Genomic DNA, 26,165 nt, shown 5'->3' on the forward strand with positions numbered 1-26,165 from the left:
ATAGGGTGCCGACGGTAGAATGTCGAAAATATGGAGCAAGTACCCGAAGAAACTGATGAGATGACGCGGCCTGGCAAGCCCTCGCGTCACAGCATGATCATGCGCGGCATCGTCACCCCCATCTTCGGACTGCTGGCTGTAACGGCCATTGTGCTGGGTATTCTCAACGCCACGGTCTGGAAGCCTTCGGCTCATGTGGATGCGCATGCGCGCACCAAGGCAGCTTATGTGGTGACCGATCCAGGTGTGCTTCCCCTGGTGGACAGCAAAGTGACCATGCGAGTAGATGCGGCATCGACTGGGACTTCCGCGTCAGCAGATCAGAATTCACAGAAGCCTACTGTCTGTATGGCCCTGACCACGGCCAAGGATGCAGCTGGTTGGACGGCCGGGCATGATGTGGCCCGGGTGCGCGGCCTGGACGATTGGCGGACCCTGTCCGTCGGCAGGGACACCAGTCCAGGCAAGGCCGTCAAAGGTGATCAGGGCGTGGCCTTTCAGGATTCGGATATGTGGCAACAGGTCACCTGCTCCGACAGCAGCGTCTCCATGTCCCTGAAGACCGAAGATCCGCAGGCCGTCCTACTGGTGGCGGTTCCCCAGGGCGCCCATTCCCTGGGGCTGGAGATGCTCTGGCAACGTGACAAGTTGCCCGACTTCGCCATGCCCTTCTACTTTGCCGGCGGGCTTCTGGCCCTGCTGGCTGTTCTTTCGGCTACGGTCTTCGCCATGGATCCGGCCAAGCGCCGTAAGCAGACCGAACCTGAACAGGAGACTGAGGAGCCTCCCGAGGTCAGCGTGGCCCAGGCCCTGGGCAACGCCATTCTGCCTGGTTTGGGGAACCGGCATAGCCCGGCTTCAGGCCGGCGTCGGCGCCACGCTCGTGGCCAGGCGCGGCAGGGGGATCCGGGACCTCCACCCAGGCCGCCTGTGGTGATTGATCCGCGCAATCGGAACCTGGTCGCTGACCAACAGGAGGATGGCGACGGCCGCACCGTCAGCGGCGATCGGGGGGCCGACGATGTGTCGTCCACCAGGGTCATCAGCAGACAGGAGATGGCCTCCTACTTGGCCAGGCTTGCCCACGAGGGGGAGGAAGAGCGCCGATGAGTACGAACAAGCCGATGAACAAGGTGGCGGCTGCAGCGGCGTTGACCTTGTCCTTGGCCCTTCTGCCTGGGTTGTCCGCCTGCGAAGGGCAGGTTCCGCAAGCCCGCCGGACAGAGCCACAGAGCACTGCAACCACTGCTCCCGCGCCCAACCTGACCCCGGCACAGGAAGCCCGTATCCGCAAGAGCATCGGGGCTGTTTTGGACCAGGCCAATGAGGCCAAGGATCCTGCCGGGCTGGACCAGCGAGTCAGCGGCCCTCAGCTGGAGATCCGCACCAGCGAGCTGACCATAGCCCGGGCTACCGGGCAGCTGGACCCCAAGACGACCATCCCTACCACCATCGCTCAGACGGTCATCCCTGGCGATCCGGGGTGGCCACGCTCGGTCTTTTCCATTACCACTACCACGCAGGATCAGCAGTCCAAACGCCTCTTGGTTCTGGATCAGGAGTCCGCCCATGAGAACTACAAGCTTTGGGGCGTGGCCCGGCTTTTCCAAGGAGCCCAGTTGCCCAAGTTCCCGGTGGCCACCATCGGCGCCAGGATGGGGCAGGGCGACGATCAGGGGCTCAAGGCTACGCCGGTGGAGGCCGTGCGTCAATATGCCGATCTCCTGCAGAATTCCCAGGGCAGCAAGTATGCCAAGGAGTTCGCCCAGGATGACTTCCGCAACTCCCTGGGCACGTTGACTCAGGTGGTTCAGCAGGGGATCGAAGCCAACAAGGGCAGCCAATCGCAGACCTTCACCCCGGCACAGGGGCAGCTGCGGGTCATGCACTCCTCTGATGGAGGCGACTTGGTTGTGGCCCGAATCGATTCGGTCTGGACCAGGCAGGCAGGTGAGGGCCGTGAATCCTCGCCTGCCTCGGATGCCGAGAAGGCCCTCTTCGGACAGGGCAAGACCACCAGTACCATGAAGGTCACCTATGTCAACGTGATCGCCCTTTACATACCTTCAGCGGACTCGCATGAGCCCATCAGGGCCGTGGGCGCCGAGCGTGAACCCATCAAGGTGGAAGCGGTCTGAAGGGCGGGATTGCGCTGGGTGAACGCCCGATCCCTGGACTAGATTGGCTTCCAGGAGTATGCAATCGAGGGCGGGCCGAAGCTGCAGTCGGCGGCCGCCAGGTTTAGGAGGACTGACATGGCGAACAAGAACGGGCAGGGGCAGCCGGGCGTCTCGCTGGCAGGAGCGGTCGACCTGGGCGCGCTCAAGCATCAGGTCGATGCTCAGCCAGGCCAGCAGGGAGGCGCACCCGCTGCCGGCGGCTACGTGATCGATACCACGGAGGCCAGCTTCCAGGCTATGGTCCAGACCTCAGCCACCTTCCCCATTTTGGTCCTGCTCTGGGTGCCCACCGACGACCGTCTCTTTCCCCTGGCCACCCGTTTGGCCCAGGCCGTCAATGCCCAGGGGGGGCGCATTCAGCTCTCCCGCATCGACATCGCCTCCAATCCGCAGATCGCCCAGACCTTCCAGGTGCAGGGCGCGCCGGCCCTCTTTGCCCTGCTGGCAGGCCGACCCATGCCAATCCTGCAGGGGCTGCCCACCGATGAAGAGATGAACCAGATCACCGATCAGCTCATCCCGCAGGTGGTTCAGATGGCGCAGAAGGCCGGCATCACTGGCAGTGCCCCCTACCAGGAGACCAACGACCAGGGCCAAGATGAGCAGGCCGGCCAGGCAGCGGCTGATGCCATCCCTCCTGCCCATCAAGAGGCTCACCGGCTGGCCCAGGAGGGCGACTATGCAGCTGCGGCCGAGGCTTATGGCAAGCTGGTCCAGGCCGACGCGACCGACGATCTGGCCAAGCGGGAACAGGCCAAGTGCCTGCTGATGGCTCGTTCAGCCACGGCCGATGTCCGCAAGGTCCGCCAGGCGGCTGCCGATGCCCCTGACGACCTGCAGGCCCAGTTGAATGTGGCCGATGTGGATATGATCGGCGGCCAGATTCAGGATGCCTTCGACCGTCTGCTGGACTTTCTGGCCGGGCACCGGGATCAGACCGATTCCATCCGCCGCCGTCTGCTGGAGTACTTCGTCATTCCTGAGCCGACCGATCCTCGGCTGGCCAAGGCCCGCCGCCGTCTTTCCACGCTGATGTACTGAACGCTCCTGGGTCAGGAATCTCGGTTCTGGTCGAAGTTGGTCAGGAAGCGTGGTCCGCTGGCTTTCAGCTCCCGGTCGAAGTTGGTCGCCCAGTCGCCGAAGGGATGGTCGGCCAGCCCATCGTTGGAGAATCTCGGGTCATCGGTGATCTCTGTGGCGCAAAAATCGGGAATGGTCAGGTCGGTCACTGGCCCGGTCCGCTCCACCTCGGCCACCACCAAGGGTGCGTTTCCGTCCCCAAAGACATCCAGATTCCACCAGTCCTCGTCCAGCCAGACTCCATACCGGTTCTTGACGATGGGAATACCACCTCGCAGGATCAGCTCCAGGGCGATGCCCGGGTCGATGGCCCTTTCGGCCTCGTAGCGTGTGCCGCCGACGGAAGGTCCCTTGGCGGTCATTGAGGCAGCCTCGAAGTGGTCGCCTTCCTCAAGCAGGGTGTGGAGGGCATCGGTTCGGGTCGTCATGGGAACCACCGGGTCCACCTGGCCTTGCAGGCGCACACGCAGGGCGAAGTTGTCCTCATGCACGTAGTAGCTCTGCACGATCAGGGTAGGTCGACTCTCCCCGAGCAGCTCCCGGGGAAGGTTTCGGCAGAAGAATCTGCGCTCGAACTCGAAATCGTCCTCGTTCTCGTCCTCATTCATGGCCATGCGTCCCATGGTACGGTAGGCCGGGTGCGGCTACCATTTGCCGTCCACAGCCCATTCGAGTTGTCCAGGTATGTGAAGGTCGCTTGTGATGGCCGGGTGAAGGAACTAGAGTGTGAATCATCCCGAGAGAAGATCATCCGGGAATGTTGGCGGCTTCGCGCCACCGCATGAGGATGCAATGGCGCAACCGGGGCGGTGACACGAAGCCATGCCATCACAATACCTACGAAACGCCTGAAATCTTGGGGCAACACGCCGGGAACAGCGTGAGCTGGACCGACACGTGAGGACGCGCATGGGTGCGAAAATGCGCAAAGTGTTCTAGTATGGTCTCTGTTGTCCACTGGAAGGTGGTCTCTCGGGTTCGTAGCTCAGCGGATAGAGCGTCTGTCTCCGGAACAGAAGGTCGAGGGTTCGAATCCCTTCGAGCCCACCAGGATGAAACCCCTGCAACGAGTAAGAGTGCGGGGTTTTTCTTTATATGACCCCCGTCTGTCATTGTGCCCGGGATCATGAGCATGGCACCTACTGAATGAAATGAGCGCACGCTATGCGTCGCGAATATGTGCGGTGAATCACTAAGCTTTTGAGGAACATGGCCCTTGGCCCGCTTGCTTCCACGATTTCAGGTGCCATAGTGAAAGGGTAAGACCAAACGTTGGGGAGGACCGACGCTTCCGCATTGTGGCGGAGCCTCCTTTCCCGGTGAAGCAAAGGAGTTCGCATGGCCAATCGAATCAATGCAGGGGATGCTGTTCTTCACGTCCTGGAGCAGTGGGGGGTGCCGCGGATCTATGGCCTGCCCGGCGGTTCCTTCGACTCCATGATGAATGCCATCCACAACGAGCGCGAGCACATCGACTTTATCCAGGTCCGTCATGAGGAGGCCGGAGCCCTGGCCGCTGCCGGCGAAGCCAAGCTGACTGGCCGGATTGGCGTCTGCTTCGGCTCGTCTGGCCCAGGGGCTGTCCACCTGCTCAACGGCCTCTATGATGCCCGTGAGGACGGCGTGCCGGTGCTGGCCCTGGTGGGCGAGGTGCCCCAGGCCTTTATGAACATGGACTTCTTCCAGGCCATGGATGAGGTGCCTATCTTTACCGATGTGGCCGTATTCGCTCGGGCCGCCACCAACGCTCAGGGGCTGCCTGCCCTAGTAGACGAGGCCATCCGCCGCGCCTACGCCAGCCACGGGGTCTCCGTGGTCATCATTCCCAAGGATCTGGCCTGGGCCGAGATTGACGACCGCCCGGTGGCATCTGCGTCTAACTTCCGCGAGCCGGAGCCTCTGAAGCCCGCGGCCGACCAGGTCGGCAAGGCGGTGAAGATCATTCAGTCCGCCAAGGCTCCGTTGCTCTACTTTGGCCAAGGCGCTGCCGGGGCCCGCGATGAGTTAGTTGCCATGTCCGAGCGTTTCAAGATGCCCATGGTCTCCACCTTCCCGGGCAAGGGGATTGTGGAGGACACCTATCCTGCCTATCTGCAGTCGGCCGGCCGTGTGGCCACCAAGACCGCCACGGAGGCCATCTACACTTCTGATCTGACGGTCTGGGTGGGTTCGGACAACCCCTTCGGGTCCATGTTCGTCACTCCCAGCACCAAGGTCATCCAGATCGACCTGAACCCGGTCAAGCTGGGCAAGCGCTTCCAGGCCAACGTAGTCTTGGCCATCCAAGCCGATGCCCGCGAGGCCCTCAAGGCAATAACCGCCGCTGGCCAGGACCAAGAGGAGTCCGTATTTTACAGGGCCTGCCTGCGCAGCAAGGAGAACTGGGACCAGTGGCTGGCCTCCTTTAACGAAGACACCAGCACACCCCTGCGGCCCGAGCCTGTCTACCACGTCATCGATCAGCAGCTTGAGGACAATGACATTGTCATCCCCGACGTGGGCAATGTGGACATTGACTTCCTGCGTCTGCTGCATCTGAAGCCGACCAACCGCTGGACCGTCTCCGGCAAGCATGCCACCATGGGCTACGCCGTGCCGGCTGCCTTGGCTGCCAAGCTGGAGCATCCGGAATCGACCGTCTACTCCCTGAGCGGCGACGGCGGATTCGCCATGCTCGGCGAGGAGGTGCTGGCCCAGCTCAAATACAATGCCCCGGTCATCAACGTGGTCTTCTCCAACCGTTCTCTGGGCTACATCGAGGCCGAGCAGCGCGACGACAGCCACCAGCCCCTGAGCGGAGTGGATCTGCCCGACACTGACTGGGCCAAGGTCGGTGAGGGCATGGGCGCTTTGGGCTTTACAGTGCGCACGGTGGCCGATGCCCGCCACGCCTTCTCCGAGGCTCGCAAGGCCGACAGATCTTCGGTCATTGACGTCAAGCTGACAGGAGCCAGCCCTTTGGATACCCGCTACATGCGGTTCCCGGAGACCTGCTCGGATCCGGACCAGGTCGAGCAATTCGTCAAGACCTACGAGGCCGGCGATCTGCGCTCCCTGGCCTACTGGATGGGTCAGGAGGCTCGCAAGGGCTGAGACTGGTGCCGCTTCTGCCGGGCGGGGACTCCTATAGTGGACGGTGTCCGCCCGGGGCTTCGGCCCGGCATGGGTGCGGCGGACCTGAAGAAAGGACGGACTCATGGAAGACGGACCGGAAGAGATCGGCACGCCATATGCGCCCCGGGCCTTGGGGGCTTACAGCCAGGCTGTGAAGGCCGGGGGCTTTGTCTTTGTCTCCGGACAGCTGGGCATCGACCCGGACACCGGCGAGCTGGTGGAGGGCACTGCGGCTGACCAAGCCACCCAGGCCCTGAAGAACGTCAAGAACATCCTGGATGCAGCCGGCACCGGCATGGAGAAGGTGGTCAAGGCCACCATTCTTATGCGGCGGGTGGAGGATTTCACCCAGGTGGACCAGGCCTACTCCCAGGTTTTCATCGGCTCGGTGCGGCCGGCCCGCGTGGCTTTTGGCGGTGCGGACATCCCTAAAGGGGCCCTGGTCGAGATCGAGGTCGTGGCTCTGGCCTGAGACAGGCCGGCTACTGGTCTCCGATGTCGCTAGACTTGGGGTCATGAGTCCTGAAGCACTTGCCCGTATCATCTCTTCGACCGCCGTCCAGATGGCCCAGTCAGGCCGCCTGGGAAGCCTGGAGCCCGACATGGTTCCTGACGCCGACCATCTGGCGGTCATGCGCCCCAAGGACCGTTCCCACGGGGACTGGTCCACCAACATCGCCATGCAGCTGGCCAAGAAGGCTGGCATGAGGCCTGCCGAACTGGGTCAGGCTCTGGCTGAGGCACTGCGAGAGGCCGAGGGGATCGCCCAGGTGGATGTGGCCGGGCCCGGCTTCATCAACATAACCCTGGATTCGGCTTCGGCGGCCGCTGTGGTCGATGCAGTCCTGGAGGCGGGCCCAGCCTATGGGAGCAACGATCACCTGAACGGGCGCACGCTCAATCTGGAATTCGTCTCGGCCAACCCCACGGGTCCCATCCATATCGGCGGCACGCGGTGGGCGGCTGTGGGCGACTCCATGGCCCGTGTCCTGGAGGCCAATGGAGCCAAGGTGGTCAGGGAGTACTACTTCAACGACCATGGCACGCAGATCGACCGCTTCTCCCGCTCGCTGGTGGCGGCGGCCCACGGCGAACCTGTGCCTGCTGACGGCTACAAGGGTTCGTATATTGACGAGATTGCCTCTCGAGTGGTCAAGGAGGCTGCCGACGAAGGGCAGGACATCCTGGCCATGCCCAGAGTGCGCGACGAGGACGGTGCCGAGGGTGACAGCCCCCAGCGCGAGGCCTTCCGCACCCGGGCTGTGCCCATGATGTTCGCCGAAATCCAGCAGTCCATGCGCGACTTCCGGGTCAATTTCGATGTCTGGTTTCATGAGAACAGCCTGTATGAGTCCGGCCAGGTGGACCGGGCCATTGACGAGCTGCGGGCCAAGGGCGACATTTTCGAGAAGGACGGGGCCACCTGGTTCCGCTCCACTACCTACGGCGACGACAAGGACCGGGTGATCATCAAGTCCGACGGCCACGCAGCCTATGTGGCGGCCGACATCGCATACTACCTGGACAAGCGGCGCAGGGCCAAGGATCCCTGCGATGAAGCCATTTACATGCTGGGTGCCGACCATCACGGCTACATCGGCAGGATGATGGCCATCTGCGCGGCCTTCGGTGATACTCCAGGCGTGAACATGCAGATCTTGATCGGCCAGATGGTCAACGTCATCAAGGATGGTCAGACCGTGCGCATGAGCAAGCGGGCAGGCAACGTGGTCACCATCGACGACCTGGTGGATGCCGTGGGCGTGGATGCTGCCCGGTATTCCCTGGCCCGCACCGACTACAACCAGAGCGTGGACATCGACTTGGACCTGCTGGCCTCGCACACCAACGACAACCCCGTCTACTACGTGCAGTACGCGCACGCCCGCTCCAGGAATGTGGATCGAAACGCAGCCCAGGCGGGCATCGACCGGTCCGGGGCCGATCTGTCGCTGCTGGACACTGCCGCCGACAATGATGTCCTGGGTGTCCTGGCCCTTTATCCCAATGTGGTTCAGACTGCCGGCGATCAGAAGGCGCCCCATCGGGTGGCCCACTACCTGGAGCAGCTGGCTGGGGTCTATCACCGTTGGTACAACCTGGAGCGCGTGGTGCCCATGGAGCCTACTGGCCGCGCGGATTTGGACAAGGATGAGGACAGGAACCCGCAGCCAGCTCGTGCGGCGGCGCGTCTGCGGCTCAATGACGCCGTGCAGCAGGTCATCGCCAATGGTCTGGGTCTGCTGGGCGTCCAGGCCCCGGACCGTATGTAAACCCCCAAGGTCACTGGAAGGTCGTCGATGGAAACAGGGATGTGCGGGCTGGGGCCCGAAGGGTTCTGGCCCGGAGCTCTGAAGCGGGACAGCCAGGGCATGCTGACCATACACGGGTGCTCCATGGGTGATTTGGCCAAGCTCTACGGCACTCCCATCTATTTGATGGACACCGCGATGATGGCGGAACGGGCCTCGGCCTTCCGCCAGGCGGTTCTGCGCGACCTGGGTGGTGCGACCACCAGGGTCAGCTACGCCGGCAAGGCCTTCCTCAGCAAGGAGACCGTGCGAATCATGCTGCGCCAGGGGCTGGATATCGACACCTGCTCCCTGGGCGAGATGCTGATCGCTCGTGCTGCCGGCGCACCTGGCCGCCGCCTGGTCCTGCACGGCAACAACAAGTCCGATCAAGAGATCGACCTAGCTGTAAGGGAGGGCTACAGGGCCATCGTCATCGATGCGCCTGACGAGCCTGCCCGGATTGCCGCTGCTGCAAGGGCCCAGGGGCGTCGCGCCAAGGTCATGCTCCGGGTGACTGTGGGCGTGCATGCCGGCGGTCACGAATATATTTCCACTGCCCACGAGGATCAGAAGTTCGGCATCCCCTTGTTGCCCCAGGGCACCGACGTAGGCCTGCTGGACCTTGGGCCTGAGCCTGGTTCCTCCGAACGGGCTGTGGCAGCGATTTCGGCGGCCACGAAAGGGAACGGCTCCTCGGCTCCTGGCGATTCCGTGCTCTCGCCCTCCTCTTCAGCCCTGTATTCGGTTGCCGACGGGACCGCTGAACCGGCTGATCCCGCCCGGATCAAGGCCATGTCCGTCCTGGCTGACGGACCGGCCATCGCGATGCTCAAGGAGATTCGCTCCCACGAGCGGGAACTGGAACTGGTGGGCATCCATACTCATATCGGGTCCCAGATCCATGATTCCTCGGCCTTCATCGAGGCCGCCCGGCGCATGATGCTGCTGCGGCACACCTTCTGGGCCACCGACGGATACCTGATGCCCGAGGTGGATCTGGGGGGAGGCTTCTCCGTGCCCTACACTCCGGATGAGGATCGAATGGATCTGGACCAGACCCTGACCAGTCTGGGAGCCGACATGGTCGCCATCAACCGTCGTCTGGGCATGCCCATGCCAGTCATTGCCTTCGAGCCCGGCCGCTGGATTGTGGCACCCTGCGGCATGAGCCTGTACCGGGTGGGCACCGTCAAGCCCGTCCCCCTGTCTGACGGAAGCGTGCGCACCTACGTTTCAGTTGACGGAGGCATGAGCGACAACATCCGTCCGGCCCTCTACGGGGCCGAATACACCGCTGTCCTGGCCAACAGGCATGGCAGCGGGGACCGGATCCAGGTCCGTGTGGTGGGCAAGCACTGTGAATCGGGGGACATCCTGGTGCAGGATGTGCCTCTGCCGGCGGACATCCGCCGGGGTGACCTGCTCCTGGTGCCGGTGACCGGCGCCTACGGGCGAACCATGGCCAGCAACTACAACCAGGCCCTGATCCCTCCTGTGGTGGGCCTGGACCAGTCCGGCGCCCATCTGATGATGCGGCGGCAAACCATGGATGACTTGCTGGCCTTGGACCAAGGATGAATCCCGCTTCGGATGAAAGCGGCCGTTGGTGTGGATACGGGTGTCGGATTGGCTTTCTAAGATGGAGCAACACACGGTGACCGGCCCCGTTGGGGCGGATGGAGGATCCATATGCCCAAGAATGCGCAACAGCAGGAGGCCCTCAGGCCTATCCGCATAGCACTTCTAGGGGCAGGGACCGTGGGTTCCCAGACCACTCGCCTCCTGGTGGAGCAGAGCCAGGACCTGGCCAGCCGAGTGGGTCGTCCCCTGGAGTTGGTGGGTATCGCTGTCCTCAATCCTGACAAGGTCAAGGCTGATTGGATTGATCCGTCCCTGCTGACCACAGACTCAGCGGACTTGGTCACCCGGGCGGACATCGTCATCGAGCTGATCGGCGGCATTGAGCCGGCCCGCACCCTGCTGCTCAAGGCCATCGAGTCTGGCGCCAGCGTGGTCACCGCCAACAAGGCCCTGCTTGCCCAGCACGGCCCTGAGCTCTACCAGGCTGCCGAGAAGCGGGGCGTCGACATCTACTTCGAGGCGGCCGTGGGCGGGGCCATCCCCATTGTGCGGCCCTTGCGCGAGTCCTTGGTGGGCGACGTCATCACCAGCCTGGTGGGCATCGTCAACGGGACCACCAACTACATTCTGGATGAGATGACCACCAAGGGTCTTCAATTCGATCAGGCCTTGCGCGATGCCCAGGACAAGGGCTTTGCTGAGGCGGACCCCACTGCCGATGTGGACGGGCTGGATGCAGCCGCCAAGGCTGCCATCATGGCCACGCTGGCCTTCCACACCGATGTGCGCCTGGATGATGTTCCCGTGGAGGGTATCCGCGCCATCACCGCTGACGATATCGCGGCTGCACGGACCGAGCACCGGGTCATCAAGCTTCTGGCCGTGGCCGAACGCAGCAAACAGGGCATCTCCGCCCGGGTCTACCCGGCGTTGATCCCCGACAGCCACCCTCTGGCCTCGGTCCATGGCAGTTTCAACGCGGTCTTCGTCACCGCCAAGGCCGCTGACGACCTCATGTTCTATGGTCGGGGTGCCGGCGGGGCGCCCACGGCATCAGCGGTTGTGGGGGACGTAGTCACCGAGGCTCGCCACATATTCCAGCATGGCATGGGCCCGCGGGTTCCCATGTACGCGAATATCCCCATGGCTCCGTTGAATTCATCCCGTGCCGCCTTCGCCGTCCGTTTTCTGATTCACGACAAACCCGGCGTGCTGGCGGCCATCGCCCAGGTCTTTTCCGAGGCGGGCATCTCCATCAATGGAGTCAACCAAGACATCAAGCCCACCCTGCATGACCCGGGCTACAGCGGCGAAATTCAGCAACTGCGCGTGGTCACGCACCTGTGCGACGAGGTGACTCTGCGGCGGGTGGTCGAACGGATCTCCGCCTTTGACTCGGTCACCGGGCAGGCGTCCATCCTGCGCGTCTTCGATCGGCAGGCCCAATGATGACCGCAGCCGTTGAGGGCCCGTCTACTGTTCGGGTGCGTGTGCCAGCCACCAGCGCCAACTTGGGCTCAGGTTTCGATGCGGTCGGCCTGGCGCTGGACTACCATGACGAGATCGTCTTCACCCGTTCCGTGGACACGGGCGACACCACCGCCTATGTGGTCATCAAGGGGGAGGGGGAGCGGACCCTGCCCCGAGATGAGACCCATTTGGTCGTCTCCGCTTTCAGGCGGGCCTGCCAGGTCTTCGGGCTGCCAAGGTTCGGCTTCATCATGCGCGCCGTCAACCGGATTCCCCAGGCCAGGGGTTTGGGATCCAGCGCCGAGGCCATCGTGGCCGGGATCGCTGCGGCTGCGGCCTTCGCCCATGCCGGTTCCCTGCGCCGTGATGCCGTCTTTGCGCTGGCTGCCCAGATCGAGGGGCATCCCGACAACGTGGCGCCAGCTGTCTACGGGGGGCTGACCATCTCCTATGATCTGGCCACGGGCGAGGGGGTGGGTTCCCTGCCCATCGCCGGGGGTGCGCCCTTGGAGGGCGGCTACCACACCCTGCGCTACAAGGTGGCCCCAGCCGTCAAAGCCACGGTTTTTGTTCCCGGCGCCCATCTGTCTACACAGAAAGCCCGACAGGCCCTGCCCAACCAGGTGCCCTATGCGGATGCCGTTCACAACCTGTCACGGGCTGCTCTGATTCCCGGCGCTCTGAACCCTGGGTCACTGGATGACTTGGGAACTGACGCAGCCCAACAGGCCGCAAAGGCCAATGCGCTGCTCTTCGTAGCCACCCAGGACCGGCTCCATCAGCCATACCGGGCCGGGCTCATGCCCTCCTCAACCAAGCTACTGCAGCTCCTGCGTCGTCAGGGTTATGCGGCGGCGGTCTCTGGAGCCGGGCCCTGCATTATCGTCCTGCATTACGGGGATGCTGACAATGAGCTGCGGACCCTTGCCAAGGACTATTTGGATTCCGGCCGTTGGCGGATCCTATCTTTGGACGTTGATCGCAAGGGGGTCCAGGTGGAACGGGATCAGGAAGGCAATCGTGAACGTTGAAGACAGGCATATCCCGCTCATCCTGGCCTCATCCTCTCCCTCCAGGCATCGGCTCCTGATCCAGGCGGGCATTGACCCCATCATCCGACCCTCAAAGGTGGATGAGCCGGCTGTGCTGGCGAAACGGGCTCGTAAACTGGGTTGTCGCCCGGATGACCTGGATGTGCGCGAACGGGTCAGCGTCTTGGCTGAGGCCAAGGCTTCGGCTGTCCAAGGCACCATGGATGCCGTCAAGGATGCCGAGAGGCGCTCGCGGGGCGATCTGGTCACGTTCAGGCCTCTGAGACAGAATGATTCGGATGCATCCTCCAAGGATCCCATGGGCCAGGTCATCGGGTCCTGGGGCGGGATGTTCGGCGCCGGACGCGGACCTCTCCTGTTGGGGTGTGACTCGCTTTTCAGCATGGACGGCGCCGTCATGGGCAAGCCTCACCAGCCGGAGCGTGCTCTAAAGCGGCTGATGGCCATGCGTGGCCGAACCGGCACCCTGGTCACCGGCCACTGTCTGATTGATCTGGCCACCGGCCGACGGGCCCGAGCGGTCAGCAGCGCTCAAGTGACCTTCGGAGACTATGACCGGGCATCCATGCAGGCCTATACAGCCACCGGCGAGCCCCTTGAGGTGGCCGGATCCTTCACCCTGGAAGGGTTGGGCAGCGCCTTCATCCAAGGCATCCAGGGCGATCCCAGCGGGGTGATGGGATTGAGCATGCCCACTCTGCGCGCCCTGGCCCAAGAGCTGGGTGTCTCCTGGCCTGACCTGTGGGCCCGATGGGTCCTGCCCAAGCGGCAGGGGGCAGACGGATCGACGCGTGGTCCTGAAGGCCTGGTCGCCCCCGTGGAAAACGTCCATCAGCCTGGCGATGGATGGGTGAACTGCGCCTGCGGCAAGCGGCACTGGGGGCTCAACGGGGCTGCCGGAGTCTTGCTGGCCCGGCTCGATGCCCGCACGGGTGCGCCGGTCAGCGTGCTTCTGCAGCACCGGGCCCGCTGGAGCGCCGAGGGAGGCACCTGGGGTGTGCCTGGCGGTGCCATCTCCGACGGGGAGAATCCCCTGGAGGGCGGCCTGCGCGAGAGCTATGAGGAGGCCAACATCCGCCCGGAGGACATTCAGGTTGTGGGCTCCTACCTGGAGGACCACGGCCCCTGGGGCTACACGACCATCCTGGCTTTCGAGCGTCCCGGCCACCAGGTAGAGCCTCGCATGAATGACGATGAGAGCATTGCCCTGGAATGGGTGGATCTGGACAAGGTCACCGGCCTGCCCCTTCTGAAGGCCTTCGGACGGGACTGGCCGCACTTCCGGCAACGCTTGGAGACCCTGGCGGCCGAAGGCTGAGCAGAAGGCCTGGTCCGGCGTGTCAGCTCAGGAGCAGGGCAACCAAGGCGATGACCACGGGCGAGCTAATCGTGCTCAGCAGGATGCCGTCCCTGGCGAAGGTGGTTCCCACCTCGTAGCGGGCCGCGTAGTTGTAGACGTTCTGGCCTGTAGGCAGGGCCGCAAGAACCACACACCCGTACAGTTCCGCTCCGCTGAAGCCCATCATGAACCGGGCCAGCAGGTAGGCGATTATGGGCATGACCAGATTCTTCAGGATCACCGCGCAGAGGGTGGCACGACGGTCGGCGCCCCGGCCCATGGGCCGTGAACCCCGCAGTGACATGCCAAAGGCCATGAGGATCATGGGCACGGCCGACTGTCCGATCATGTCGATGGGCTTGTAGACGAAGTCGGGGATGATGAAACGACCGGCTTGGGCGCTGATGGCCGAGACCACTATGCCGCCTATGGAGCCGATGAGGATGGGCTGCTTCAGGGGCTGCTTGAGTATGGTTTTGACCGAGAGCTTGCCAGAGGTGGTCGCGTCCAGGACGGTCAGCCCGATTGGGGTGAACAGGGCTTGCTGCATGACCAAAATGGGTGCCACCAGTGAGGGATTGCCCAGAATATAGGTGGCTACAGGCAGCCCGATGTTGTTGGAGTTCAAATAGAGGGAGTCCAGGGCGCCGATGGTGGCTTCTGCAGCCGGCAGGTGGAAGCTGGCTGCGTTCAGGGCCACGAAGAGCAGTCCCACAGCCGCCGCCGACAGGAAAGCCACGATGATGCTGGGGTGGAAGATTATCGACAGCTTCTGCTTGGAGAGGATGGCGAACATCAGGCAGGGCGTTGACACAAAGAATGAGTATTTGTTGAGCACCAGCTGGGCCGTGGGACCGCCAACATCGAAGCGGGCAGCCACATAACCCACGGCTATGACCACACCGATGATGAAGAACCCCTCCATGGCACTGAGCAGTCCAGGCACTCCAGCATCCTCCTCGTCTCGCATGGTGGACGGCGGCCTCCCAGGCGGAGGGCCACCGCTTCCGTCGTCCCCATTGTGCCACCCGGGCATCATGCTTGCGGCTGTAGGTCCATCCGCGCTCCTTCGGCCCGCTAGCATGGCACTATGGCCAAGAACGTACAGACGGATATTGATCTTCTCTCCGGCGTCCGAGGGGCCGAACCTGCCCAGGCCCTGGCAAGGATACTGGAGTCCATGACCGCCCTGCCCTCGGTCAGCGGTCGGGAGGGCCCCCTGGCCGATGCCGTCCAAAGGGCCCTGTCCTCACGGGCTGATCTCTTGGTCCGACGGCTGGGCGACACGGTGGTGGCCTCCACACAGCTGGGTCGTCCCCACCGGATCGTCCTTGCCGGGCATCTGGACACCGTGCCCGTGGATGGGAACCTGCCCCCGCGCTGGCTGGAGCCCGGCGCACCGGACATCCGCGCTGACCTGGCCGCCGCCCACCCCGGTTCCCGGGTGCTGTACGGCCGGGGCACCGCCGACATGAAGGCCTCGGATGCCGTCTTCCTCCACCTTGCGCTCACTCTGCAGGAGCCGGTCTATGACCTGACCTTCGTCTTCTACGACCATGAGGAGGTTCAGGCCGATCTGAACGGGCTGGGCCGGGTGGTGACTGCCCATCCTGACTGGGTACGCGGGGATTTCGCCATCATCGGCGAGCCCACCGACTGCGCCATCGAGGCCGGCTGCAACGGAACCATGCGTTTCGATCTGATCACCCACGGCACGACGGCCCACTCCGCCCGGGCCTGGATGGGCAGCAATGCCATCCACGCTGCCGCGCCCATTCTGGACCGACTGGAGCAGTACCGTCCGGCCACGGTGCAAGTGGACGGCCTGGACTATCGGGAGGGGCTCAACGCCACCATGATCGAGGGCGGCCTGGGCACCAACGTCATTCCCGACCGCTGCCGGGTGCACGTCAACTACCGGTTTGCACCCGACAAGAGTCTGGCCCAGGCCAAGGAGCTGATGATGGGTCAGGGGACGGGCGCTGAGCTGGGCAATGGCGAGCATATGGCTCTGGGCGGGGTCTTCCAGGGATTCTCGGTGCGCATGTGTGATGAATCGCCCGCCGCCCGTCCAGGCCTTGATTCGCCTTGGGCACGTTCGTTGGCGGACCTGGTCGCCCGGACCACGGGCCATCAGCCTCGCGCCAAGCTGGGGTGGACCGATGTGGCGCGGTTTTCAGCCCTTGGCCTACCAGCCGTCAACCTGGGTGCAGGAAACCCCTTACTGGCCCACAAGGCCGACGAACAGGTGCCCCTGGATGACCTGGTTCGGCTGGAGTCGGTACTGGTCGAGTGGCTCAATGGACCTGGAGGCCGCTGATCTGTGCCATACTAGAGGACGGTGGTTCTGCCTGACCACTTGCAGCGTAGGCGTTGATCCCCCCGGATGGAGACCCAGTGATCCGTACGGGCGTCGGTGTCCGCCTGCGTCAGGAAGACTTTTTGCCAAGGCGTTTCGATCGGGCGTACGCAGGTGCGCGGTTGCAGTGAGAGTGCAGCGTGAGGACGGATCGAGACCGTGAGAGCGGCGCGAGGCGGCGTGCCGCAAGGAGCATTGTGCCCGAAAAAACGAATACCGAGGATACGCAGGATACCCAGGATAATAGATCCACCATCAGCGATGGACAGGAGCGGCCGGTCGAGGAGACCACCAGTTCCAGCACCCGTCGCCGCACTGGACGGCGTGTGGTCAGGGTGGCTGGCGCTGCCGGTGCTGACGTGCCCGTGAAAGTCGAGGCCGAGAAGCGCAAGCCCTCCGCCGTCCGTCGTCGTCGCACCCGAAAGCCCAAGGAGGATCAGGCGGCCGATCAGAGCGTGCAGGATCACTCCGGTCAGGACGCTCAGGTGGATGAGAGCGAGTCCAAGCCGACTAGGACGACCACTCGTCGTCGCACCCGAACTGCTACCCGTCGACGCACCGAGGAGCATGCCCAGGAGGGTGAACCTGATCAGGAGCGTCAGGAGCGTGCCCTTGAGGCTGTGGAGGCACTGACCTCGGGCCGCAGCCAGAGGGCAGGCCGGAAGGCCGAGGAGCAGGATGAGCGCCCGCGCGCCTCCCGCCCCCGTCCTATGACATCCCTGCTCTTCCAGGAGCCCGTCATACCCGTCTCCCGGCCTGAGCAGGATGAACGTGAGGAACGGGATGACGAAGACGAGGATGCCGAGCAATCGCCCAAGACCTCCCGTCGCAGCAGGTCCAGGAGCATTTCGGAGGGCGGTTCACGCCGTTCCCGAAGGCTCAACGCCGAGGAGCGCCGGGCCGCTGACGAGGTTGAGCGCATCGAGGAGGATCTGGGCCACGAGGGCATCACTTTCGTGGTCGACGAGGATCAGGAGCAGGACGAGGATCAGCAGGAGTCCGGCACCCGCACCCGTCGTCGTCGCCGTTCCAAGGGCGATGATGAGGACTCTGAAAAGTCCGTTTTGACTCGCCGCCGCCGTCGCGGGCACGAGCAGGAGAAGGACAAGGATGACGAGGACGAGGCCCCGCTGACCCGTCGTCGTCGCCGGCGCAGGGGTTCCAAGTCTGCCGAGGGCGAGTCAGAGGAGCCCAGCGCCCGCCGTTCCCGCAAGCAGCAATATATCGACGAAATCACCGACGTGGAGGGCTCCACCCGCCTGGAGGCCAAAAAGCAGCGTCGGCGGGACAACCGCCGCGAGCGCTCACGTCAGTCCCAGCTGGTCGAGCAGGACTTCCTGGCCCGCCGCGAAAACGTCAACCGTCTGATGGTGGTGCGCGAGAAGGAGCACCATACCCAGATCTCGGTCATTGAGGACGACATCCTGGTCGAGCATTACGTTTCCGACATCCAGGAGGTCTCCACTGTCGGCAACATCTACCTGGGCCGGGTCCAGAATGTCCTGCCCAGCATGGAGGCCGCCTTCGTGGACATCGGCCAGGCCCGCAACGGCGTGCTCTACGCCGGCGAGGTCAACTGGGACTCCACCCGTCTGGAGGGCCAGCCACGCCGGATTGAGCTGGCCTTCAAGTCCGGCGATCCCGTGCTGGTCCAGGTCACCAAGGATCCCATAGGCCACAAGGGTGCCCGCCTGACCTCGCAGGTCACGCTGGCCGGCCGTTTCCTGGTCTTGGTGCCCTCGGGCGGCATGACCGGCGTCAGCCGCAAGTTGCCCGACCGTGAGCGTTCCCGCCTCAAAAGCATCGTCTCCAGGGTGGCTCCCAAGGATATGGGCGTCATCATCCGAACTGCGGCCGAGGGAGCCAGCGAGGAGGCCCTGACCAAGGATCTGGAGAACCTGCAGCGTCAGTGGAGCGAGATCGAGGACAAGCGCAAGGAGTTCCTGCACGGCAAGCGCCCCAAGCTCCTGCAGGGCGAGCCGGACGTGGCCATCCGCGTGGTTCGTGACATCTTCAACGACGACTTCGCCAAGCTCGTGGTCCAGGGCCAGGGGGTCTATGAGAGGGTCCGCAACTACCTGGAGACCATGGCCCCCGATCTGGAGGAGAAGCTCGAGCACTGGGATCCTGCCGAGCACCAGGGCAAGGACGTCTTCGACCGCTGGAGCATCGACAGCCAGCTGCGCAAGGGCATGGAGCGTCAGGTCTACCTGCCCTCCGGCGGATCCCTGGTCATCGACCGCACCGAGGCCATGACGACCATCGATGTGAACACGGGTCGCTTCATCGGCAAGGGCAAGTCCCTGGAGGAGACGGTGACCCGCTGCAACCTGGAAGCCTCCGAGGAGATCGCCAGGCAGCTGCGTCTGCGCGACATAGGCGGCATGATCATGATCGACTATGTGGATATGGTCATGCCGGCCAACCGTGACCTGGTTCTGCGCCGCCTGGTGGAGTGCCTGGCCCGGGACCGCACCAAGCATCAGGTGGCCGAGGTCACCTCCCTGGGTCTGGTCCAGATGACGCGCAAGCGGGTGGGCCAGGGTCTGGTCGAGGCCTTCTCTGAGGAGTGCCCCACCTGCCATGGCCGAGGCTTCATCCTCCACGACAAGCCGACCATCTCCGCCTCCTATGCCGATCCATACGCGGTCAAGGGCGGCGACCCCTTCGTCAAGACCAACAAGCATGGGCATGGCTCCTCTTCCAAGGAGACCTTGTCCACAGGCTCGACACCTGCAGTCAAGGCCAAGCTGGCCAGGATCGCTGCGGCGGCCCAGGCGGCATCGGACGAGGACGATGCCCAGGCTGGGGCGGCGGATGTCGCCAAGGAGTCATAGACTGAATTCCGTTTTGTCGGCGGGGCAGGCGCATTTGACGACGCGGTGTGTTTGCTTCTATACTGGTTAGCTGGTGTTTGGACGGGTCCGTCAATCTCATGGCAGGGCTCGGATGCCGGACGCATACAGCTTTGGACAACAGGCAAGGTAGGGCTATGTACGCGATTGTGAAGGCCGGAGGCCATCAGGAGAAGGTCGAGGTCGGTGACCAGATCACGGTCAACCGTCTGGCTGCCAGGAAGGGCGAGTCGGTCGAGTTTCCGGTCGCGCTGGTCGTCGATGGATCCAAGGTGACCATGGCCGCCAAGGATCTGGCCAAGATCTCCGTCAAGGGCGAGGTCGTGGATGACGAGGCCAAGGGCCCCAAGATCAACATCCAGAAGTTCAAGAACAAGACCGGTGTGGCGCGCCGCAAGGGCCACCGCCAGAAGCAGACCGTGGTCAAGATCACGGCCATCGCCTGAGGGCCTAGCTCGAGGTAGGAAAGGAACCAGACATGGCACATAAGAAGGGCGCGTCCAGCTCACGCAACGGGCGCGATTCGAATGCACAGTACCTGGGCGTCAAGAAGTTCGGTGGCGAGGCCGTAGTGGCCGGCAACATCATCGTTCGCCAGCGTGGCACCAAGTTCCATCCCGGCCAGAACGTCGGCCTGGGCAAGGACCACACCCTTTTCGCCCTGACGGACGGAACCGTTCGGTTCGCCAACCGGCGTGACCGCAAGGTTGTTGACGTGCTTACCGCCTGATTGATCGGTATCGGCCAAGGGCCATCCCTGCCATAGGGGTGGCCTTTTGCATAATGTATGGGGATGCCGGGCATTCAGCTCTCAGGGGCCGCATGTCAGACAGGATTGAGTACCATGGGCCCCTATGAGTGCATTTGTGGATCAGGTCACCGTCCATGTCAAGGGTGGCGACGGCGGCAATGGGGCGTCCTCCATCCGCCGCGAGAAGTACAAGCCCCTGGCCGGGCCCGATGGTGGCGACGGCGGTCAGGGCGGCTCGGTCATTTTTCAGGCCGACGCCAACGCCACCAGCCTGCTGGACTACCGCTTCCTGCCGCACCGCCAGGCTGAATCGGGCACCATGGGTCTGGGCGGCGACAAGGACGGCAGCCGCGGCCAGGATCTGATTCTGCCAGTGCCGGTGGGCACTGTGGTCTTCACCGCCAAGGGAGGCCAAGGTCAGCGCAAGCAGCCGGGCGAGCGCCTGGCTGACCTGGCTCATGTGGGGGACCGGTTCGTGGCGGCCCAGGGTGGCGTGGGCGGATTGGGCAACCGCTCCCTGGCCACCAAGGCCAGGCGGGCTCCCGGCTTCGCGCTGCTGGGAGATCCCGGGCAGGAACGCGACCTGGTGCTGGAACTCAAATCCATCGCCGACGTGGCCCTGGTGGGTTTCCCCAGCGCAGGCAAGTCCAGCCTGGTGGCGGCCATGAGCGCGGCCAGGCCCAAGATCGCTGACTACCCGTTTACTACTCTGGTGCCCAACCTGGGCGTGGTCCAGGCAGGGGAGGGCCGCTTTACCATGGCCGACGTGCCAGGGCTGATTCCGGGGGCCTCCCAGGGCAAGGGCCTGGGGCTGGAGTTCCTGAGGCACATCGAGCGCACCGAGATCATCGCCCACGTCATCGATTGCGCCACCCTGGAGCCTGATCGGGACCCCATGAGCGACTATCGGGCCCTGGAGGAGGAGCTTTCCCGCTATGCCGACCGCCTGGAGCTTCCGCTGGGGGTCATCCCCATGGCCGAACGGCCCAGGGTGATCATCCTCAACAAGGCCGATCTGCCGGAGGCTCGCGAATTGGCCGAATTCGTGCGTCCTGACTTCGAGGCTCTGGGTCTCAAGGTCTTCATAGTCTCCACAGCTTCGCATCAGGGGCTCAAGGAACTAGGGTACTACCTGGCTGGTCTGGTGGACCGCCTGCGCAGGCAGCTGCGTGAGCAAGAGGAGGCCAGGCATGAGGAGCGCGTGGTCATCCGCCCCCTGGAGCGTCGGCGCAGGAATGCCGACCAGTCCGGGGACTTCACTCTTGAGCGGCATCAGACCCGGTCCGGACAGACCTGGTTCAGGGTCTGCGGAGCCAAGCCCGAGCGCTGGGTTCGCCAGACCAACTTTGACAACGAGGAGGCCGTGGGCTATTTGGCTGACTGCCTGGCTCGGATGGGCGTGGAGGATGCCCTGCGCAAGGCCGGAGCCAGACCTGGGGACGAGGTGCGCATCGGTCCGGGCGACGATGCGGTGGCCTTCGACTGGGATCCGAGTGTGGCGGCCGGCGCCGAAATGCTGGATGGCACCCCCCAGGTGGCCCGGGGCCGTGACCTGCGTCTGGAGGAGAGCCAGGGGCTCAACCGCCGCCGCACCAACAGCGAACGCCGTCGCCAGTACCACCAGATGATGGACGCCCGACAGGCGGTGCGTCAGGTCATGGAGCAAGAGCGGCGCCAGGGGCACTGGGCCGACCCCTCCGTGGACGACGATCCCCACGACAGGCAGGGCCTGCTAGGGCGCGGAGAAGCGGAAGCCGCCGGTTCGGAGGAGGCTGGGCAATGACCGGAGGGGAGGGATCCGACGAGGCCGCGGTCCGTTCCCGGGTGGCCCAGGCCCGCACCATGGTGGTCAAGGTAGGATCCAGCTCCCTGACCGATCCCCATGGGCACCTGGACCTTGGCCGTCTGCGTTCGGTGGTGGGCGCCCTGGCCTCTGCGGCCGTCAACGGCGCTCGCCTGGTCTTGGTCACCTCCGGGGCCATCGCAGCTGGTTTCGGCGCCCTGGGATTCGACGAACGCCCTGGTGACGTGGCCACCCAGCAGGCTACGGCCTCGGTGGGCCAGGGTCTGCTCATGGCCCAGTACGAGATAGCCTTCGCCCGCTATGGCCTTCGTGTTGGCCAGATTCTGATCACCGCCCGTGACACCACTCATGCTGTCCAGTACCGCAACGCCCGACGCACCCTCTGCCGTCTGCTGGATCTGGGGGCCATCCCCATCGTCAACGAGAACGATGCCCTGGCCAGCAACGAGATTCGCTTCGGCGACAACGACCACCTTTCGGCCTTGATCGCCAACATCGTCAGTGCCGATGCCCTGGTCCTGCTGACTGACGTGGATGCCCTCTACACCGAACCCCCATCCAGGACAGGGGCGCGCAGGATCGGTTTCGTGCCCGATGTGGCAGCGATCAAGGACCAGGTGGATGCTCAGGGGTCCGTCTCCGGGCTGGGGACCGGGGGCATGTCCACCAAGCTGGAGGCGGCCCGCATTGCTGCGGCCTCCGGCATGCCCGTGGTCCTGACCTGCGCCGACCTCGCTGGCCCTGCCCTGGCCGGCGACCAGGTGGGCACCCTCTTCGCCCCCATTCATCCCCGGGGCTCTTTGCATCGGCTCTGGATCAAGTTCGCCTCCCGTCCCCGAGGCGGCTATTTGGTGGATCAGGGGGCAGTCAAAGCCCTGCGCGGCGGCCGGGCCAGCCTGCTGGCAGCTGGCGCCAGATCGGTCCAGGGCGAGTTTTCGGCCGGGGATCCTGTCTGGATCCACGATGCGTCTGGCCGCCAGGTGGCCAAGGGCCTGTCCGGCTACGATTCCGAGGAGGCCCAGGACATGCTGGGTCTAAACACCAAGGAGCTCCGCCGCCGACTGGGCGCCCACTATGCCCATCCGCTGGTGCATCGGGACTCTCTGGTCCTGGTCTGAGCACAGCCCTGGGGGTGCCAGGCAGTACCATAGCAACATGACTATGGCGCAATGGCAGACCCTGAGCAGACGCATAGATGCAGTGGCCCCCAGTGCCACTCTGGCCGTGGATTCAAAAGCCAAGGCCATGAAGGCCCAAGGCATGAATGTGATCAGCTTCGGCGCCGGCGAGCCCAACTTTCCCACGCCTGACCATATCGTGCAGGCGGCGGCCCGCGCCTGTCTGGATCCGCGAAATCACCGCTATACGCCCACAGCAGGCCTGCCCCAGCTCAGACAGGCCATCGCCGACAAGACCATGCGCGACTCGGGCTATCAAATCGACCCGGATCAGGTGGTGGTCACCAACGGCGGCAAGCAGGCCGTCTACGAGACCTTCCAGATCCTCTTGAACCCCGGCGATGAGGTCATCATTCCCGCACCCTACTGGACCAGCTATCCCCAGATGGTTCTGCTCGCTGGCGGTCGGCCGGTTCCGGTGCTCAGCGGAGCCGACCAGGGCTATATCCCCAGCCTGGAGCAGCTGGAGGCGGCCCGAACCGAGCGTACACGTGCCATCGTTCTCAACCTGCCTGCCAATCCTACCGGAGCGGTCTGGGACGACGACCTGGTGGCCGCCGTGGACCGCTGGGCCATGGAGAACCAGATCTGGGTGATCAGTGACGAAATCTATGAGCATCTGACCTACCAGGGGGCGAGCACCCCCTATCCGGGCGCTCTGGTGCCCCAGGTGCGCGATCAGCTGATCGCGGTCAACGGTGTGGCCAAGACCTATGCCATGACCGGCTGGCGGGTAGGCTGGCTGGTTGCACCCCTGCAAGTGGCCCAGGCGGCTGCCAAGCTTCAGGGGCATATGACCTCCAACGTGGCCAACGTATCCCAGCAGGCGGCCCTGGCAGCTCTGACCGGTGGCCTGAAAGACGTTGAGGCCATGCGGTCGGCCTTCGCCCTGCGTCGGCGGGCTATCGTGGATGCCCTGAACGCTATGGAAGGGGTGACCTGCCCAGAACCCCTGGGCGCCTTCTACGCCTTTGCCGACGTGACTGCCCTGCTGAATAGGCCGGTGGGTCCGGCAGGCATGGTCTGCTCTACTTCGGGTGAGCTGGCCGAGGCCATCCTGGAGCAGATTCAGGTGGCGGCCGTGCCTGGTGAGGCCTTCGGCGCGCCCGGCTGCCTGCGCTTTTCCTATGCTCTGGCCGACGATGATCTGGCCGAGGGCATGCGGCGCCTTGGGGACTGGGTCAGCGCCTGATCCGGCTTCTGGGCAAAATGCTCTCGGGGCAACACGGTTGGACGCAATCCACCCTTTAGGCTAGACTTGCGATTTGGCGGTTTTTCCTCCCTGCCGAGTAGGCTGGAGGGAAGTTCCGATAGGGAAGTGGCGCAATTGGTAGCGCAACGGTCTCCAAAACCGTAGGTTGTGGGTTCGAGTCCCGCCTTCCCTGCCAAGGCTTGCAGCAGATGATGCAGAACAAACGAAGGACGGATGACCATGGCACAGAAGGATGGGGCTGAGGAAGCCAAGCCGAACTTCTTCATGCGTATCGGGCTCTTCATCAAGCAGGTCATCGATGAGATCCGCAAGGTCGTGACCCCTACGGGCAAGGAACTGGTGGGCTGGTCCGTGGCCGTCTTCATCTTTGTGTTGCTGCTGATGGTCTTCGTGACCGTGATGGACTTCGGGCTGGGCAAACTGGCCTTCCTGATATTTGGCTGAGCCGTGACAAGGTAGAAGGTGGAGTGATCCATGAGTGATGATCTGACCAGAGAGGGATTGGACCCCGATCAGGCCGCAGAGCCGGTCCCGTCGGCGTCCGACGATGTCCCCACGCAGGAGGATGCCCAGGTCCAGGATCAGCCTCTCGGGTCCTCTTCTGAACAGGCTGAGCAGGACAGCACACCAGTTGAGTCTGCCCAGGCCGGGGCCACCCCGGTCGATTCCTCCGACTCCGAGGACCAGATCGACCAGGAGGACCCCGGTCAGCGTGCCGTGGACGAGTTCTCCAAGAAGCTGCGCACTCTTGAGGGCAAGTGGTACGTTCTGCATACCTACTCAGGCTACGAGAAGCGCGTCAAGGCCAATGTGGAGTCCCGCGTGGCCTCCTTCGGTCTGGAGGACAAGGTCTTCCAGGTGGAGATCCCCATGGAAGAGGTCGAGAAGCACACCGACAAGGGCAAGAAGGTCGTCACCCGTGTGCGTGTGCCTGGCTATGTGCTGATTCGCATGTGGCCCGACGAGAACGCCCGCCGCATCATTCGCGACACCGAGGGCGTCACCGGGTTCGTCGGCCCCAGCAAGGAGCCGGCTCCGCTGACCCGCAAGGAGGTCGTCCAGATGATGGCTCCCATGATCGCCTCCGAAGCGCTGAAGGCCGCTGGGGACAAGCCTGAGGCCGCCAAGAAGCGCACGGTGGAGGTCTCCTATGGCGTTGGCGATCAGGTCACTGTCACCGAAGGGCCCTTCGCCACCATGGCCGCCGTGGTTTCCGATGTGGAGCCCACCACGCAGAAGTTGACCGTTCTGGTCTCCATCTTCGGCAGGGACACTCCTGTGGAGCTGGGCTTCGACCAGGTCGAGAAGATCGTCTGAGCGCCGTCGGCCGGTCCCCGGTCGATGCGATAATCGTCAAGCTTGTGCCCCCCTGTGGAGCGCATTTGGAAAGAACAGGTTGCGGGAGGGGACCTATGGTCTCCGACATCACCGCTTCGTAGAAAGAAGAACCAGCATATGGCTGCAAAGAAGAAAGTCACCGCGCTGATCAAGGTGCAGATAGAGGCCGGCAAGGCCAACCCCGCGCCCCCTCTGGGCCCGGCACTGGGTTCCCACGGCGTGAACATCATGGACTTCTGCAAGCAGTACAACGATGCCACCAAGGACAAGATGGGCCAGGTCATCCCCTGCATCATCACCGTCTACGAGGATCGTTCCTTCACCTTCATCACCAAGACTCCGCCGGCAGCCGATCTGCTGCGCAAGGCGGCCGGTGTCTCCAAGGGTGCCGGCAACCCGCTGACCACCAAGGTGGGATCCGTCACCAAGGCTCAGGTCCGCGAGATCGCCCAGACCAAGATGGAGGATCTGTCGGCCCGCGACGTCGAGGCCGGGATGAAGATCATCGAAGGCACCGCCCGTTCCATGGGCATCACCGTCACCGACTGAAATTTTTG

22 protein-coding genes and 2 tRNA genes are annotated in these 26,165 nt (G+C 64.0%); 22 read left to right on the plus strand and 2 right to left on the minus strand.

Translation table 11 applies throughout. The features are described from left to right. Nucleotides 1–30: 30 nt before the first annotated feature. The 3 genes from J3T92_RS00980 (at nt 31) to J3T92_RS00990 (ending at nt 3,221) form a co-directional block, all read left to right on the plus strand. Nucleotides 31–1,110 carry a hypothetical protein gene (locus tag J3T92_RS00980; protein ID WP_267399316.1) on the plus strand — a complete coding sequence of 360 codons (1,080 nt, stop codon included), beginning with the start codon at nt 31–33 and terminating at the stop codon, nt 1,108–1,110. Then, nucleotides 1,107–2,138: a hypothetical protein gene (locus J3T92_RS00985; protein ID WP_267399317.1), complete on the plus strand. Its 1,032-nt coding sequence runs from the start codon at nt 1,107–1,109 to the stop codon at nt 2,136–2,138. Before J3T92_RS00980 ends, J3T92_RS00985 begins: the two co-directional genes overlap by 4 nt. 117 nt (nt 2,139–2,255) lie before the next feature. Continuing rightward, nucleotides 2,256–3,221 (plus strand): tetratricopeptide repeat protein, encoded by a 966-nt coding sequence (locus J3T92_RS00990; protein ID WP_267399318.1) that lies wholly within the window; start codon nt 2,256–2,258, stop codon nt 3,219–3,221. A gap of 11 nt (nt 3,222–3,232) precedes the next feature. On the opposite strand, the gene J3T92_RS00995 is transcribed toward J3T92_RS00990, so the two are convergent. Next, nucleotides 3,233–3,874 carry a hypothetical protein gene (locus J3T92_RS00995; protein WP_024626865.1) on the minus strand — a complete coding sequence of 214 codons (642 nt, stop codon included), beginning with the start codon at nt 3,872–3,874 and terminating at the stop codon, nt 3,233–3,235. A gap of 360 nt (nt 3,875–4,234) precedes the next feature. Between J3T92_RS00995 and J3T92_RS01000 the strand changes: the two genes are divergently transcribed. The 8 genes from J3T92_RS01000 to J3T92_RS01035 all read left to right on the plus strand — a co-directional run bounded on the left by J3T92_RS01000 (nt 4,235) and on the right by J3T92_RS01035 (nt 14,089). Beyond that, a tRNA-Arg gene (locus J3T92_RS01000) sits at nt 4,235–4,310 on the plus strand. Between the two features lie 288 nt (nt 4,311–4,598). Further along, complete coding sequence (spxB, locus tag J3T92_RS01005) at nt 4,599–6,353, plus strand: pyruvate oxidase (RefSeq protein ID WP_267399320.1); 1,755 nt, start codon at nt 4,599–4,601, stop codon at nt 6,351–6,353. Between the two features lie 103 nt (nt 6,354–6,456). Beyond that, on the plus strand, nt 6,457–6,846 hold the full coding sequence (locus tag J3T92_RS01010; RefSeq protein ID WP_220236353.1) for a Rid family detoxifying hydrolase: 390 nt from the start codon (nt 6,457–6,459) through the stop codon (nt 6,844–6,846). A 43-nt stretch (nt 6,847–6,889) separates the two neighbouring features. Further along, the gene (gene argS / locus J3T92_RS01015) at nt 6,890–8,647 is read left to right on the plus strand and encodes an arginine--tRNA ligase (RefSeq protein WP_267399321.1); all 1,758 of its coding nucleotides are present in this window, start codon (nt 6,890–6,892) and stop codon (nt 8,645–8,647) included. 27 nt (nt 8,648–8,674) lie between these two features. Further along, on the plus strand, nt 8,675–10,246 hold the full coding sequence (locus tag J3T92_RS01020; RefSeq protein WP_267399322.1) for a diaminopimelate decarboxylase family protein: 1,572 nt from the start codon (nt 8,675–8,677) through the stop codon (nt 10,244–10,246). 111 nt (nt 10,247–10,357) lie between these two features. Further along, nucleotides 10,358–11,698: a homoserine dehydrogenase gene (locus J3T92_RS01025; protein WP_267399323.1), complete on the plus strand. Its 1,341-nt coding sequence runs from the start codon at nt 10,358–10,360 to the stop codon at nt 11,696–11,698. Then, nucleotides 11,698–12,750, plus strand: coding sequence for a homoserine kinase (gene thrB, locus J3T92_RS01030; RefSeq protein WP_267400211.1), 1,053 nt, complete (start codon nt 11,698–11,700; stop codon nt 12,748–12,750). The genes J3T92_RS01025 and thrB overlap by 1 nt, the downstream gene beginning before the upstream one ends. Then, nucleotides 12,740–14,089: a Maf family nucleotide pyrophosphatase gene (locus J3T92_RS01035; protein ID WP_267399324.1), complete on the plus strand. Its 1,350-nt coding sequence runs from the start codon at nt 12,740–12,742 to the stop codon at nt 14,087–14,089. Before thrB ends, J3T92_RS01035 begins: the two co-directional genes overlap by 11 nt. Before the next feature lie 22 nt (nt 14,090–14,111). On the opposite strand, the gene J3T92_RS01040 is transcribed toward J3T92_RS01035, so the two are convergent. Beyond that, nucleotides 14,112–15,056, minus strand: coding sequence for an AEC family transporter (locus J3T92_RS01040; RefSeq protein WP_220237465.1), 945 nt, complete (start codon nt 15,054–15,056; stop codon nt 14,112–14,114). A gap of 144 nt (nt 15,057–15,200) precedes the next feature. Here J3T92_RS01040 and dapE point away from each other — a divergent pair, with 144 nt between their 5' ends. The 11 genes from dapE (at nt 15,201) to rplK (ending at nt 26,157) form a co-directional block, all read left to right on the plus strand. Then, nucleotides 15,201–16,430 carry a succinyl-diaminopimelate desuccinylase gene (gene dapE, locus J3T92_RS01045; protein WP_267399325.1) on the plus strand — a complete coding sequence of 410 codons (1,230 nt, stop codon included), beginning with the start codon at nt 15,201–15,203 and terminating at the stop codon, nt 16,428–16,430. A gap of 236 nt (nt 16,431–16,666) precedes the next feature. Beyond that, nucleotides 16,667–19,306, plus strand: a complete 2,640-nt coding sequence (locus J3T92_RS01050; protein ID WP_267399326.1) for an Rne/Rng family ribonuclease — start codon at nt 16,667–16,669, stop codon at nt 19,304–19,306. A gap of 155 nt (nt 19,307–19,461) precedes the next feature. Continuing rightward, complete coding sequence (gene rplU, locus J3T92_RS01055; RefSeq protein WP_024626855.1) at nt 19,462–19,770, plus strand: 50S ribosomal protein L21; 309 nt, start codon at nt 19,462–19,464, stop codon at nt 19,768–19,770. A gap of 32 nt (nt 19,771–19,802) precedes the next feature. Next, nucleotides 19,803–20,054, plus strand: a complete 252-nt coding sequence (gene rpmA / locus J3T92_RS01060; RefSeq protein ID WP_015022457.1) for a 50S ribosomal protein L27 — start codon at nt 19,803–19,805, stop codon at nt 20,052–20,054. A gap of 124 nt (nt 20,055–20,178) precedes the next feature. Then, on the plus strand, nt 20,179–21,858 hold the full coding sequence (gene obgE, locus J3T92_RS01065; RefSeq protein WP_220236344.1) for a GTPase ObgE: 1,680 nt from the start codon (nt 20,179–20,181) through the stop codon (nt 21,856–21,858). Further along, on the plus strand, nt 21,855–22,997 hold the full coding sequence (proB, locus tag J3T92_RS01070) for a glutamate 5-kinase (RefSeq protein WP_267399328.1): 1,143 nt from the start codon (nt 21,855–21,857) through the stop codon (nt 22,995–22,997). Before obgE ends, proB begins: the two co-directional genes overlap by 4 nt. Before the next feature lie 43 nt (nt 22,998–23,040). Beyond that, a complete protein-coding gene (locus J3T92_RS01075; RefSeq protein WP_267400213.1) occupies nt 23,041–24,249 on the plus strand; it encodes a pyridoxal phosphate-dependent aminotransferase in 1,209 nt (402 codons plus the stop codon). Nucleotides 24,250–24,369: 120 nt separating this feature from the next. Beyond that, nucleotides 24,370–24,445, plus strand: a tRNA-Trp gene (locus J3T92_RS01080). A 44-nt stretch (nt 24,446–24,489) separates the two neighbouring features. After that, nucleotides 24,490–24,714: a preprotein translocase subunit SecE gene (gene secE, locus J3T92_RS01085; RefSeq protein ID WP_029678149.1), complete on the plus strand. Its 225-nt coding sequence runs from the start codon at nt 24,490–24,492 to the stop codon at nt 24,712–24,714. Between the two features lie 30 nt (nt 24,715–24,744). Beyond that, a complete protein-coding gene (gene nusG / locus J3T92_RS01090; RefSeq protein WP_267399329.1) occupies nt 24,745–25,587 on the plus strand; it encodes a transcription termination/antitermination protein NusG in 843 nt (280 codons plus the stop codon). Between the two features lie 138 nt (nt 25,588–25,725). After that, nucleotides 25,726–26,157 (plus strand): 50S ribosomal protein L11, encoded by a 432-nt coding sequence (gene rplK / locus J3T92_RS01095; protein WP_015022451.1) that lies wholly within the window; start codon nt 25,726–25,728, stop codon nt 26,155–26,157. The last annotated feature ends 8 nt before the right edge of the window (nt 26,158–26,165 follow it).

This window comes from Bifidobacterium sp. B4081, assembly GCF_026537335.1.
GTDB lineage: Bacteria > Actinomycetota > Actinomycetes > Actinomycetales > Bifidobacteriaceae > Bombiscardovia.

Excerpts from the sequence above, each read along its gene's own strand:
- rpmA (WP_015022457.1), top strand. The coding sequence starts at position 19,803 with ATGGCACATAAGAAGGGCGCGTCCAGCTCACGCAACGGGCGCGATTCG.
- rplU (WP_024626855.1), top strand. The coding sequence starts at position 19,462 with ATGTACGCGATTGTGAAGGCCGGAGGCCATCAGGAGAAGGTCGAGGTC.
- secE (WP_029678149.1), top strand. The coding sequence starts at position 24,490 with ATGGCACAGAAGGATGGGGCTGAGGAAGCCAAGCCGAACTTCTTCATG.
- J3T92_RS01025 (WP_267399323.1), top strand. The coding sequence starts at position 10,358 with ATGCCCAAGAATGCGCAACAGCAGGAGGCCCTCAGGCCTATCCGCATA.
- J3T92_RS01075 (WP_267400213.1), top strand. The coding sequence starts at position 23,041 with ATGGCGCAATGGCAGACCCTGAGCAGACGCATAGATGCAGTGGCCCCC.
- J3T92_RS00995 (WP_024626865.1), bottom strand. The coding sequence starts at position 3,874 with ATGGCCATGAATGAGGACGAGAACGAGGACGATTTCGAGTTCGAGCGC.
- J3T92_RS00990 (WP_267399318.1), top strand. The coding sequence starts at position 2,256 with ATGGCGAACAAGAACGGGCAGGGGCAGCCGGGCGTCTCGCTGGCAGGA.
- J3T92_RS00980 (WP_267399316.1), top strand. The coding sequence starts at position 31 with ATGGAGCAAGTACCCGAAGAAACTGATGAGATGACGCGGCCTGGCAAG.
- nusG (WP_267399329.1), top strand. The coding sequence starts at position 24,745 with ATGAGTGATGATCTGACCAGAGAGGGATTGGACCCCGATCAGGCCGCA.
- J3T92_RS01020 (WP_267399322.1), top strand. The coding sequence starts at position 8,675 with ATGGAAACAGGGATGTGCGGGCTGGGGCCCGAAGGGTTCTGGCCCGGA.
- thrB (WP_267400211.1), top strand. The coding sequence starts at position 11,698 with ATGACCGCAGCCGTTGAGGGCCCGTCTACTGTTCGGGTGCGTGTGCCA.
- obgE (WP_220236344.1), top strand. The coding sequence starts at position 20,179 with ATGAGTGCATTTGTGGATCAGGTCACCGTCCATGTCAAGGGTGGCGAC.
- J3T92_RS00985 (WP_267399317.1), top strand. The coding sequence starts at position 1,107 with ATGAGTACGAACAAGCCGATGAACAAGGTGGCGGCTGCAGCGGCGTTG.
- argS (WP_267399321.1), top strand. The coding sequence starts at position 6,890 with ATGAGTCCTGAAGCACTTGCCCGTATCATCTCTTCGACCGCCGTCCAG.
- dapE (WP_267399325.1), top strand. The coding sequence starts at position 15,201 with ATGGCCAAGAACGTACAGACGGATATTGATCTTCTCTCCGGCGTCCGA.
- rplK (WP_015022451.1), top strand. The coding sequence starts at position 25,726 with ATGGCTGCAAAGAAGAAAGTCACCGCGCTGATCAAGGTGCAGATAGAG.
- proB (WP_267399328.1), top strand. The coding sequence starts at position 21,855 with ATGACCGGAGGGGAGGGATCCGACGAGGCCGCGGTCCGTTCCCGGGTG.
- J3T92_RS01010 (WP_220236353.1), top strand. The coding sequence starts at position 6,457 with ATGGAAGACGGACCGGAAGAGATCGGCACGCCATATGCGCCCCGGGCC.
- spxB (WP_267399320.1), top strand. The coding sequence starts at position 4,599 with ATGGCCAATCGAATCAATGCAGGGGATGCTGTTCTTCACGTCCTGGAG.